9 protein-coding genes are annotated in these 12071 nt (G+C 56.5%); 4 read left to right on the top strand and 5 right to left on the bottom strand.

What is annotated here, in order from left to right; translation table 11 throughout:
• Positions 1 to 28 precede the first annotated feature (28 nt).
• Positions 29 to 859: a glutathione-dependent disulfide-bond oxidoreductase gene (gene yghU, locus J5224_RS21815; RefSeq protein ID WP_264627352.1), complete on the top strand. Its 831-nt coding sequence runs from the start codon at positions 29 to 31 to the stop codon at positions 857 to 859.
• A 56-nt stretch (positions 860 to 915) separates the two neighbouring features.
• On the opposite strand, the gene J5224_RS21810 is transcribed toward yghU, so the two are convergent.
• Positions 916 to 2160, bottom strand: coding sequence for a multidrug effflux MFS transporter (locus tag J5224_RS21810; protein WP_264627351.1), 1245 nt, complete (start codon positions 2158 to 2160; stop codon positions 916 to 918).
• A 124-nt stretch (positions 2161 to 2284) separates the two neighbouring features.
• On the opposite strand from J5224_RS21810, the gene J5224_RS21805 reads away from it, so the two are divergent.
• Positions 2285 to 3499 (top strand): TetR family transcriptional regulator, encoded by a 1215-nt coding sequence (locus J5224_RS21805; RefSeq protein ID WP_264627350.1) that lies wholly within the window; start codon positions 2285 to 2287, stop codon positions 3497 to 3499.
• A gap of 180 nt (positions 3500 to 3679) precedes the next feature.
• Positions 3680 to 5866: a TonB-dependent siderophore receptor gene (locus J5224_RS21800; RefSeq protein ID WP_264627349.1), complete on the top strand. Its 2187-nt coding sequence runs from the start codon at positions 3680 to 3682 to the stop codon at positions 5864 to 5866.
• 4 nt (positions 5867 to 5870) lie between these two features.
• Here J5224_RS21800 and J5224_RS21795 read toward each other — a convergent pair whose 3' ends face one another.
• The 4 genes from J5224_RS21795 to J5224_RS21780 form a co-directional block, all read right to left on the bottom strand.
• Entirely contained in the window at positions 5871 to 6386 is a 516-nt protein-coding gene (locus J5224_RS21795; RefSeq protein ID WP_264627348.1) for a nitrogen fixation protein NifQ, read from the bottom strand.
• Positions 6386 to 7792 carry a nitrogenase cofactor biosynthesis protein NifB gene (gene nifB / locus J5224_RS21790; protein ID WP_264627347.1) on the bottom strand — a complete coding sequence of 469 codons (1407 nt, stop codon included), beginning with the start codon at positions 7790 to 7792 and terminating at the stop codon, positions 6386 to 6388. The genes J5224_RS21795 and nifB overlap by 1 nt, the downstream gene beginning before the upstream one ends.
• Positions 7793 to 8366: 574 nt before the next feature.
• Positions 8367 to 9932 (bottom strand): nif-specific transcriptional activator NifA, encoded by a 1566-nt coding sequence (nifA, locus tag J5224_RS21785; protein ID WP_264627346.1) that lies wholly within the window; start codon positions 9930 to 9932, stop codon positions 8367 to 8369.
• Positions 9929 to 11425 carry a PAS domain-containing protein gene (locus J5224_RS21780; RefSeq protein WP_264627345.1) on the bottom strand — a complete coding sequence of 499 codons (1497 nt, stop codon included), beginning with the start codon at positions 11423 to 11425 and terminating at the stop codon, positions 9929 to 9931. Before J5224_RS21780 ends, nifA begins: the two co-directional genes overlap by 4 nt.
• A 392-nt stretch (positions 11426 to 11817) precedes the next feature.
• Between J5224_RS21780 and J5224_RS21775 the strand changes: the two genes are divergently transcribed.
• Positions 11818 to 12071: flavodoxin domain-containing protein (locus J5224_RS21775; protein ID WP_264627344.1), on the top strand; the 254-nt coding region annotated here is incomplete at its 3' end.

Here is a 12071-nt window from a genome sequence, read left to right as displayed (position 1 = left end):
CTACGTCAACCATCAATGGAGGTTTTTCATGGCCAGTTCTTCGACTTATGTGCCGCCCAACGTATGGCAGCCAGCCCCGTCTGGCGGCGCTTTCGCCAATATCAACCGTCCGGTTTCCGGCCCAACCCACGAAAAAGCGTTGCCGGTCGGCAAACACCCGCTGCAACTCTATTCACAGGGCACCCCGAACGGCGTAAAAGTCACGGTGATGCTGGAAGAGTTGCTGGCGCTTGGTCATGCCGGTGCTGAATACGATGCTTGGCTGATTCGCATCGGTGAAGGCGACCAGTTCTCCAGCGGTTTCGTTGAGGTCAACCCGAATTCCAAAATCCCGGCGCTGCTCGATCGCAGCGGGGAAACGCCGGTGCGGGTGTTTGAATCCGGTTCAATTTTGCTTTATCTGGCTGAGAAATTTGGTGCCCTGCTGCCTCGCGATGCCGCTACACGCACCGAAGCCCTCAACTGGTTGTTCTGGCAGATGGGGTCTGCGCCGTTCGTCGGCGGCGGTTTCGGTCATTTTTATGCCTACGCGCCGGAAAAATTTGAGTACCCGATAAACCGTTACGCAATGGAAACCAAGCGTCAACTCGACGTATTAAACCGCCGTTTGGCTGAAAACCGCTATCTGGCGGGCGATGACTACAGCATCGCCGACATCGCCGCCTGGCCCTGGTATGGCTGGCTGGTACAAGGCACCTTGTATGGCGCAAGCGAATTTTTATCCGTGCAGGATTATACCCACGTCAAGCGCTGGGCTGATGAGATTGCGGCGCGCCCTGCTGCCATCCGTGGGCGCAAGGTAAACCGCACGGGCAACGACGGTGTCGCGGAACGCCATCAGGCATCCGATCTGGATTGATGTTTTGACGCGACCGCCAGCACGCTGGCGGTCGCGTTGTGATACTAATCCGGCGTTCAGTGCGACATGTCTGACGCCGTTGAGGACAATGCAGCCAGTTTTCCCGACTGTTGCCGGTGAGCATCGTGCCAGCACAGCAGTGCTGCCAGCGCACACACTGCCAGCATCAGCAACGGCGGCAACAGCGTGCCATTATGCAAGACCCCGAGCAGCACGCCCACCACCCCGCCGAAAAGATACTGCATCACCCCCAGCAGCGACGATGCCACGCCGGTCTGGCCTACCGCTGACCCCATGGCGACCGCCACGCCGTTGCCAAACACCAGGCTCAGGCTACTCATGGTCATAAACAGCAGCGCCGTCAACAGCCACAGCGTCGCACCGCCGCTCAACCACAGCCCCACCAGCAACAAGGTGCCAACCAGATGTATCCCTAATCCCACAGCAAGAATCTGCTGCTCGCGCCACCGGTTCAGCAGGAAGATATTGATCTGCCCGCACACCACCATGCCCAGCGCATTCGCGGCAAACAGGGTACTGTACAGGGTAGGAGAAAGATGAAAATAATCAATAAAAATAAATGCCGAAGCGCCAATGTAGGTAAACAGCCCGCCCAGGGTGAACGCCCCAGACAGTGTATATCCCATATAAACGCGTTGGCGAAACAGCGCGCTGTAACCGACAAAAGCCGAACCGATATTGCCCTGCATACGCCGATCGCGCGGCAGGCTCTCTGGCACCCAGCGCCAGGTGGCAAACAGCATGATCGCGCCGACAAGGCCCAGCCCCCAGAAAATCGACTGCCAGCCCAGCGAACCGGACAACAGATTACCCAACGGCGGTGCGACAATGGGTGCTATCGCCATCACCTGCATCAACAGCGAAAACACTTTTGCGGCCTCACGCTCGGCGTAAAGGTCAGCCACAATAGCACGCGGGATCACCAACCCAGCCGCACCGCCGATGCCCTGCAACAGGCGGAAGAAAACAAACTCGGTCAATGAGGCTGAATGAGACAGACAGACCGACGCGGCCAGAAACAGCGCGATACCCAGCAGCAACGGTACTTTGCGCCCATAGCGATCGGTAAACGGCCCATAAAGAACCTGTCCGAACGCCAACCCGATAAGGAACACTGAAAGCGAAGTTTGCATACCCGCCGCATCGGCACCAATGGCGTGAGCGATCGCAGGAAATGCCGGTAGATAGAGGTCGATGGACATGGCGTCAAACGCGCACAGTATCCCGAGAATGGCGATAAGGGTAAAACGGTGCGCGCCCGGCCGTAAAGACTCAGACATTGATGTAACCTTGTTAACCATGCAAAAGAAGTAATAACCGTCGGCAAAGTGGTGGCCAATCGGCTAACATGCGTAATACGCAGCGCAATATATGACTGAGCAGTCGGAAATGCAAGGTAGGCAAATGGCACGCAAACAAACCATTGATAGCGACCAGATTCTTGATGCAGCGGAAACCGTGCTGCTGAGCGGTGGTGTGCACGGTTTCACCCTTGATGCGGTTGCCGCACAGGCAGGCATCAGCAAAGGGGGGCTGGTATACCGCTTCCCCAGCAAGGACCAACTGATACAAACGCTGCTGGAGCGCGAGTTGACCCGCTTTTCACATGACGCCGAGCAGCAACATGGGCGTTATGGCGACACACCGGGCGCCGAGATTCTGGGCTATATCAGCGCAATCGGACAAGAGACAGAAGAAACCGCGTCGCGCGCTATTGGTTTGTTGACCGCGCTGGTCCACGCACCTGCCATGCTAGTACCGGTACAAACCTTTTACCGCACGCAACTGGCGCGTCTGGCGCAAGCCACCCCGCTCACCAGGCGCTTACGCATTGCTTTTCTCGCCGCTGAAGGGGTGTTTTTGTTACACGGCACCGGCTTTGCCGCCATCAACCGGGAAGAACGGCAATCCCTGCTTGATGATATATGCGATGAGGTGCGCTCAGCCTACAGTAATCTTAAAACCACCGACAAGCCTCAAGGTTCAATACAGGCTTACCTCCCCAGTTCTCCGCCTTTTCCCCCGACGCCGGCTGTCGCCTGGTTATCCGCCAACGGCGTGAACGGAGTCAGCCTGTCAGTTGAGCGCAGGCATGCACGCGCGGCACACATCATTGCCACCGCTACGCAGATTATCCGCCGTGACGGCATCGCTACGCTGACGCACCGCGCGGTCGCAGCCGAAGCGGGGGTACCGCTGGGATCAACCACCTACCATTTTAAAAGTCTGGACGACTTGCTGAACGCGGTGATACGCGAAGCCATCGCGCTGTTTCGCGAAGACATGTTTCACTGGCTCAATGCGCGCCGCCACGACGATCCTTGCGACGTGTTGACCCAGTTTATTTTGCGCGGCACCACCGACATCCAAGATCTGGCGCGCGAATATGAACTGTTTACTGCCGCGATTTCACGCCCTTCCCTACGCCCGATGGCGTTGGAATGGTCTAACACCGTGATTGCGCTGTTAAAGTTGATCGTTCCCGATGATGCTGCACTGCCGCTCGGGACGCTGATGAACGGTTTTTTCATTCGCGCACTGTTGGCGCAGCATGAACATCCGCTGACGCACCAGCAAATTTACCCTGCGATTGCCGCGCTGTACCACGCCTTCCGTTAACCGCCAACGGCTTTCCAACCAAGAAATCCCTCACCGTGTTGTCATTCCCTTACCTTTTTTTATTTACATTTTGATTACAAATTTATGTACATTAGTACTATTTTCTGTCAAATTAGAGAACGCGAATCATTAGCGTTTGGGACGGGATAACCCATATTACTGACAAAAGGGAAAAGGACAATGCATAAAGCGCCTCTCTTCACACTCACGCCGCTGACACTGATCGTTGCGGGTTTGGTCGGTTCTGTCTCCGGTATGGCGTATGCCGCCGATGAGGATACCATCACCGTCAAAGCCACCGCCGAGCAGGAGTTAAAGCAGCAGCCAGGTGTTTCGATCATCACAGCAGAAGACATTCAAAAATCACCGCCGGTCAACGATCTGTCTGAGATCATCCGTAAAATGCCGGGGGTGAACCTGACCGGTAACAGTGCCACAGGCGCACGCGGCAACAACCGTCAGATCGACCTGCGCGGCATGGGGCCGGAAAATACCCTGATATTGATTGATGGCCGCCCAGTTACCTCGCGCAACGCCATCCGCTATTCGTGGGGCGGCGAACGCGATACGCGCGGCGATACCAACTGGGTACCGGTTGAAGCCGTGGAGCGTATTGAAGTACTGCGCGGCCCGGCAGCAGCGCGTTACGGCTCCGGTGCCGCTGGTGGTGTGGTGAATATCATCACCAAGCGCCCTACTAATAATTGGACGGGCATACTTTCGCTGTATGGGAATCAACCGGAAAGCAGCAAGGAAGGTACCACCCGTCGCACCAATTTCACACTGTCCGGCCCGTTAGCCGGTGAAGCGCTCACCATGCGCATGTACGGCAATATCAATAAAACTGATGCCGACGATCCGAACATTAACCATAACCAGAACGGCTCGTACGCAGCAGGTCGCGAAGGGGTGCGCAATCGCGATATCAACACCCAGTTGTCATGGAAACTGTCGCCAAAACAGATTGTCGATTTTGATGCGGGTTACAGCCGTCAGGGCAATATTTATACCGGCGACACCCAATTCAGCAGTAACCAGGCAATCCCTCAGGCACTGGCGGAAAGTGGTACAGAAACCAACCGCATGTACCGTCAGAGCTACGCATTGACCCATAACGGTATTTGGGATTGGGGACAATCGCGCCTTGGATTTGCCTACGATCACACTAACAACACGCGTTTGTCTGAGGGACTCGCGGGTGGTGGCGAAGGTACCATCAATAACCCGGGGCGTTACAACACCAGCCGACTGGATAACTATCGTATCAATGGCGAAGTGAATATTCCGTTGGACTTTTGGACGGAACAGACGCTGACGGTAGGTGCTGAATGGAACCGTGAGCAGTTAAACGACCCGGCCTCCAGTTCCTATACTGATAACTCAGGTGCAATAATACCCGGTTCGTCTATCGATCCTACTCAGCGCAGCAGCAAAAATCACGCGGAGTTGAGCGCGCTGTATCTGGAAGACAACATTGAAGTGCTACCTGGCACCAAAGTGATTCCCGGTTTGCGCTTTGATTATCATAACCGCTTTGGCAGCAACTACAGTCCCAGCCTTAACCTGCAACAGAAACTGGGCGAGATGTTCAGTCTGAAAGCCGGTATTGCGCGCGTGTTTAAAGCGCCTAACCTGTATCAGTCATCGGCCGGTTATTTGCTCTATTCACGTGGGAACGGCTGTCCACTCACATCCGGCCTCACTGGCAACGGCTGTTACCTGCTGGGGAATCCGGGTCTGAAACCGGAAACCAGCATCAACAAAGAGATCGGGTTGGAGTTTAATCATGCAGGCTATCAAGCAGGTGTGACTTATTTCCGCAACGACTATAACAACAAAATTGTTTCCGGTTCCGATTCAATCGCACCGCCTACAGCCAACTACAACGTCCTGCGATGGGAAAACGGCGGCAAAGCCATCGTGCAGGGGCTGGAAGGCAGCCTGCTGGTTCCTCTGGTCGACGATGTGTTGAATTGGCGTACCAATGCCACTTACATGATCGAATCGAAAGAGAAGAAAACCGGCAATCCACTGTCGATCATTCCCAAGTACACCATTAACACCACGCTGGAATGGCAAGCTACCGAGAAACTCTCCGCCAGCCTGAGCTGGACGCAGTACGGCGAACAGAAACCTCGTCATACAGCGACGAACCACATCGAACAGAAAAAGGGCCTTTCTTCACGCACCATCGGCAGTTACGCCGTCTGGGGTGCGGGTGCAAGCTATCAGGTGAATAAAAATCTGCGCGTCAACGGCGGCATCAGTAACCTGTTTGATAAACGCCTGTACCGCGCCGCAGACGGGGCTTCTACCTACAACGAACCGGGTCGAGCCTACTATCTTGGCGTGACGACATCGTTCTAACCGTTCACACCTCGGGCGCGAAACAGTGCGCCCATTCACAGCACGCATCACAACTGGGGGAGCGGCACACCAGCTCCCCTTCACTGTGCAGGCAACGCTGGCGGTAGAAGAATTTCTTCCAGCGCATATTGTTCACGTTGAGTGCCACCAACGACGGAAAGCAGTCCGTCATCAGTTCCCGCAGTTCAGCCCGTGAATCCAGCCCCAAATCTTGCCACAGGTGGTTAAACCCCAGAGAAGCGCTGGCAATCATACGGTGTATCGGTGCCGCATCGTCCACCAGATGCTCAAACAGCCAAGCGGCAAGCTGGTCGCACTCGGCTTTACGGTGCGATTGCAATTCGGTTAACAGTATCAATCGCTGTTGATGCACTGGGGTGAGCGGCGCGGCCGACCAGCGCATCTGCACCAGCAAGGCGCGCCAGGCCGCCGTGGAAAGCCCCATATGAAAAGGAAAGCTGGCCGCCCCCGATTCATATTGCGCCAACAATCGCCGTAGCCAGTAGTGCGCGTGCGTCATCAGGCTGCTCCTTGCGCCTTCGGTTGTACCGCAGGCTGCCCTTGTCGTTGTTGCCACCAATCGGCCAGCACCTCGGTCACGTTTTTCCAGGCCCCTTCCACACAGGGCTGAATGCCGCGCTGTTCCAACTGCTGCCAGGGACCGTAGCCGATGCGCGCACAAAAAACCGCCTGCACATCCGCCAGCAGTTCCAGCAGTCGCGCCATCCGATCGCCATTTTCCTCTGGCGGACAGTCTGCGCTGCCATGGCAGTATTGCGGCGTAAAACGCTCATTGACCCGTACTACCCCCGCCGCCGACAGGCTGTATATCTGGAAGCGTTGCGCATGCCCGAAATGCTGGTCAATCACATCGCCCTGTGATGACGCCACTGCCACCAAACAGGCGTTCGGCTCCTCGGACTCACCGTGCGTTGCCATGCTGGCATGCAACTGAGCACGCTGATGCATCAACGGCGTGTAGGGCTGTGGCGTGGTAGGCAGTGCCGACAGCGGGAACTGCTGGCTGCGATCTTCCCCCAGCATCCCGATGGCATCGGCACGACACTGTTGGCAATGTGACATTTGCGGCATCGCCTGACCACAGCGAGCCCGCACGCGTGCCATGCATTCCGCATCCGGCTCTGGCTGACCTTGTAGCCCGAATACTGTGCCGTGCTCAGGGCGTGCAATCAGCGGCATAATGTTATGCAAAAAAGCGCCCCACTCGCGGGCTTTTTCACTGACGGCCAGCATTGAAGCTTCGTTGATATCCGGGATCAGCACCGAGTTAATCTTGACCAATATCCCGCGCTCGGTCAGACGGCGAATGCCCTCCTCCTGACGCGCCAACAGTATTCTGCCGGCCTCTTCTCCGGTGTAGCGCTCGCCGTCCAGCCAGAGCCAGGCATAGATCTGCGCAGCGACGGCGGGGTCCAGCGTGTTAAGCGTAACGGTAACGTGATCGACGCCCACGTCCAGCAGGCGATCCACCGCGTCTGGCAGCAGCAAACCGTTGGTGGACAGGCACAGTTTTACATCCGGCAGTTGCTCGCGCAGTTGCGTCAAGGTGTTAAAGGTGCGCGTCATATTAGCCAGCGGATCGCCCGGCCCGGCAATACCGACCACCGACAGTTGCGGAATGGCGGCCGCCACCTGGCGCGCCTGTGCAACCGCCTGTTCGGGCGTAAGCAGCGTTGATACCACCCCAGGCCGCGATTCGTTGCTGCAATCATACTTGCGGTTACAGTAGTTGCATTGCAGGTTGCAGGCTGGAGCGATAGCCAAATGCATACGCGCGTAACGGTGGTGCCCGCTCACCGAATAACAAGGATGGTGTGCGGCTTTGCTGGCCTGCAACGGCGTCAACCCGTTGAATTGAGAGGTCCGGCAGCCTGCGGCGCCGGATGCGGAAGGACATGCTGTCATAAGAGTGCCTACGGTTACGGAATCCTGTTTAGGCAGGTGCAAACGCCGTACCGCATAGAGATTTAATAAAAAGTTTTTATAAACAGATAGATATACTGTTTCTCTGTGCCAGGTGTTTGTCAGGATTGTTGCAGTGGCGCGACAATGTCTCTAATCCCACAATCCCGACAATGTGGTTATGTTTTTGGTGTGGTGCTCAGGGGAGTGATATCCAGAAATCTGGTACGCGTTTTTTTGAAAAAACAGTGAATATTTCGTGCGCGTTAACCAACGCAGTTATTTGCAACGAACGTTGCACGCGCCCGACACGAGGCGGCTCAATCGCCGTCGCCCCGTGACCCCTGGCTGTTCGCGAGAAATAACGCCGCTACGCGGTGCCTTCGGCACCCGAGCCCGCTATTCGGGCCGCCAGCGACGCGTTCCCGACGCGGCGCTGACTTTCGCCGCATCCATGCGGCTCACCCGACGGTCTCGGCCACCTCAGCGTTATTTTTTACGCGGTATAACGTCAACACCTTTAAACCAAACGGCCTTCACCTTTGGGTTTGAAATTTAACAATATAATGGAGCATTCCTACAGTCGGTGCATATTGATATCCAGTGTCTGGATCCGGTAGGCCACCTGACGCGGTGTCATGCCCAGCAGGCGGGCCGCTTTGGCCTGTACCCAGCCGGTTTTCTCCAACGCGGCAATCAGCCGTTGCCGTTCATCGAGCGATTGATCCAGCCAGCTCTCTTCGTGCGCGGGGGCCACCGCGCTCGCTTTGGGAGCCGCTTCGCGATGATTGAACAGAATGACGTCTCTGTCGATCAGTCCGCTTTCCGACATCACGGCGGAGCGCTCCAAACAGTTTTCCAGTTCGCGCACGTTACCCGGCCAGCTATAGCTCATCAGCAAGCGGATTGCACCATCGCTGATACGCAGCGCACGGCCTTGATGCTGCCCGATTTTGCGTACCAGAAAGTGCGCCAACTCGGCGATATCCTCTTGACGTTCGCGCAGCGGCGGGAGCGCCAGCGGCATCACATTCAGACGATAATAGAGATCCTCGCGAAAATGGCCCGCACGCACCTCCTCTTCCAGATTGCGGTTGGTCGCGGCGATAATGCGCACATTCACTCGCAGCGTTTCATCGCCACCGACCCGCTCCATTTCGCCTTCCTGCAAGATACGCAGCAGTTTGGCCTGAAACGAGGCGCTGCTTTCGCCAATCTCATCAAGAAACAGCGTACCGCCATCCGCCAGCTCAAACCGACCTTTACGCTGACGCACTGCACCGGTAAATGCGCCTTTTTCATGGCCAAACAGTTCGCTTTCCAGCAAGTTATCGGGCAAGGCCGCGCAGTTGAATTTCACAAAAGGTGCCGCAGCACGCGGCGAATGATGATGAATGGCGTTAGCCACCAGTTCCTTGCCGGTGCCGCTTTCTCCCTGTACCAAAACCGTGGTGTCCCAACGCGAGACCTGGCGGATAATCTCCATGGTTTGGCGCATTGCGGCACTTTTTCCGACCATATTTTCAAATCCGAACGGGCGCGGGGCGGCACAGACCGGAGCGCGCTCGGCGGGGCTCGGCGTTTCCGCTACCGGACGCGTAGGCTGCATCAGTCGCACGGTTTGCGCCACCATATTGGCGACCGTTTCCAAAAAGCGCGTGCAGGCAGGAAGCCGTTCTTCATAACGCGCCATCGGTTGAGCCGCCAATACGCCGATGGGTTGCGTCTCCACCCCAAACAAGGGCACCGCAATAAACGGCAGGTTGTAGTCATACAGGCCAAGGCGATCGAGAAAGCGTTGGTCATCAGCCACACGTGGCAACACCAGCGGTTGGTGCTGTGAGAGTACGGTGCCCACCAAGCCTTCGCCGGGCCGGTAACGCACCTGACTGCCGCTGGCGATTAACTGTTCATCCGCTTGGTGTAGCGCTTCCACCGTCAGCACGCCACGTTGCGTATCATAAAGGCAGATCATGCCATGTTGCATAAAGGCATCATCATGCAATATACGTAGCACCGATTGCAGCGCCTCACTCACGCTGGTAGAACGGCTCAAGGCACTGCTAAGACGTTGAATCGCGGTAAATTGCTGTGAAAGATCGAAGCGCCACACCACCGTGCCGGTATCAGGTACGCGAGTCATTTTGCACCTCCAGTCAAAACCGCAGAGAGGGGAAAGCGGAGCGTGAGGCACGTGCCTCCCGCCGGACGCGATGTCAGATCGATAGCACCCTGATGGTGTGCTACCAGCGTTTGTATCAACCGCAGCTCCATGCCTTTACCCGGTGTGCTGATGGTTGCCGCCGCCGCAGCGGCATAGCGCACCTGCATCAGGGGGACGTTGTCTTCAATATAGAGTGATAGCCAGCCGCCCTCTTCCCGGGCATAGATCTGCACCGCCAGTGAAAAGGGAAGCGTCTCAGCAAGCACTATCTCTGTCGACAATGCCAACGTGCGATCGAGCCACAAACTGAGGCAGGCCAGCACCTGCGTTCGCTGACCAAATCCAGTCAGTTGTGGCGACGCCAACACACAGTGCAAGCCATTAAGACGGGTGTGATACAGCGCACAGAGATCGTCCAGTAACGCTTTAACGGGCCATTCCTCTGCTGGCTCAAACGCCAATGATGGTCGACAGGCCTGTAAGCGCGCCACGGCTTCTTCGCCTTCACGCCAGGCCGATTCCAGCGCCACATTGCTGCGATCCTCACCGTTAAGACGCCGCGCCGCCGCCAGCATATTGAGCGGACAGTTAAGCTGGACCAGCGCCGCATCCAGCGATTCACGGATCGCTGCCAGCAGCGTGCCGCTGGTGATTTGCTGTTTTAATCGGTCGAGTTGGCCTTGCTGTTGCTGCTGTTGCTGTTCCGTACAATCGGTGATCACAATCAGCGTGCGCGGCAATGCGCTGTCGGTAAAATAGCGGCTGGCCTCCTCATTGACCCCCGGCAGCGCCCAGATGCCCAGCGCAAGCCAGCGCGTCATGCCACGCACCAACACCGGTTGCGGCCTCCCCTCGCGCAGCGCCACTTTATTATTGTGGTAATCCAACACCGCCAGCAGTTCCTGCCCCCCGCAATCGGCACACAGGGTTTTGTAGGCCAGGTTGTCCATGATCACGCGGTCGTTTTCATTCACCACCACCACCGCGGCGGGAATATTGTTCAGCACCGCCGTGGTTAACGTCATGTGGTTACGCAGCCGCTGTTCGAGGGCATAGCGGGCGCTGATGTCCTTATGCATGGCCAGATAGTGTTCCAACTCCCCCTGCGAGTTCACGATGGGGGTGATGTCGATATCTGCCAAATACAGGCTGCCATCGCCGCGTCGGTTAATCAGTTGACCGCGCCAGGCTTCCCCTTGCAGCAGGGTATGCCACATCTCCTGATAGACCTCACGCGGCGTCTGCTGGCTCGCCAGCACGCGGTGATTCTCCCCTAACAGTTGCGACAGCGAAAATCCCGTCAAGCGGCAAAAGGCCGGGTTGGTGTATACAATGCGTGCCTGCGGATCCGTTAAGGAAATGGCCACCGACGATTGCTCCACCACGGTAGAAAACAGCGCCGGGTGTTGGCGCGATAAATGGCTGGCAATCTCCCCCAGTGGGAAAGACTCTGTCATCAGGTTCATGGTCATGGCTTATCCTTACAACAACCGACGCCGTTATGTCAGGTTCGCAACAATTTGTGCCACGATCCGACAACCTTCTCCGGCCTGCTACCGGTACGAATAACCATGCAAACACTGCACCTTTTATTCATTAACTCGCCTAAACATTGATCCTGATGCGGGTTTTTTCGCCATTTCGCGCCTTGGCGGCGTTTTACCGGGTTTACGGCCCTGTTTTCACGGGTGGCATTACCCTCACAATGGTCACTGATAGTGCAATATTGCGCCATAAATGTGCAAATTATCGCCAACCACGCCCCATAAAAAGCTGGCACGATCTTCGCACCTTGATAGTCACCAGAATGTGCGGATACCCACCGCCACTATTCCACTTTCACCGAGTCAGTCAGGAGCATGTTATGGCGAACATTGGTATTTTTTTTGGCACCGATACCGGTAAAACACGCAAGATAGCCAAGTTGATTCATCAAAAACTGGGCGATGCGGCAGACGCGCCGGTCAATATCAACCGAACCACACTGGACAGTTTTCTGTCCTATCCCGTGCTGCTACTCGGCACGCCGACACTGGGGCAAGGACAGCTACCGGGTATGGATGCCGGGTGCGAAGGCGAGTCCTGGCAGGAGTTTATTGACGGATTATCCGGCATGGA

Source organism: Candidatus Symbiopectobacterium sp. NZEC135 (genome assembly GCF_025962695.1).
This window is presented reverse-complemented; position numbering and strand designations above follow the sequence as displayed.

Coding starts and splice junctions, on each gene's coding strand:
- J5224_RS21800 (WP_264627349.1), top strand. CDS start 3,680: ATGCATAAAGCGCCTCTCTTCACACTCACGCCGCTGACACTGATCGTT.
- J5224_RS21810 (WP_264627351.1), bottom strand. CDS start 2,160: ATGTCTGAGTCTTTACGGCCGGGCGCGCACCGTTTTACCCTTATCGCC.
- yghU (WP_264627352.1), top strand. CDS start 29: ATGGCCAGTTCTTCGACTTATGTGCCGCCCAACGTATGGCAGCCAGCC.
- nifB (WP_264627347.1), bottom strand. CDS start 7,792: ATGACAGCATGTCCTTCCGCATCCGGCGCCGCAGGCTGCCGGACCTCT.
- J5224_RS21795 (WP_264627348.1), bottom strand. CDS start 6,386: ATGACGCACGCGCACTACTGGCTACGGCGATTGTTGGCGCAATATGAA.
- nifA (WP_264627346.1), bottom strand. CDS start 9,932: ATGACTCGCGTACCTGATACCGGCACGGTGGTGTGGCGCTTCGATCTT.
- J5224_RS21780 (WP_264627345.1), bottom strand. CDS start 11,425: ATGACCATGAACCTGATGACAGAGTCTTTCCCACTGGGGGAGATTGCC.
- J5224_RS21805 (WP_264627350.1), top strand. CDS start 2,285: ATGGCACGCAAACAAACCATTGATAGCGACCAGATTCTTGATGCAGCG.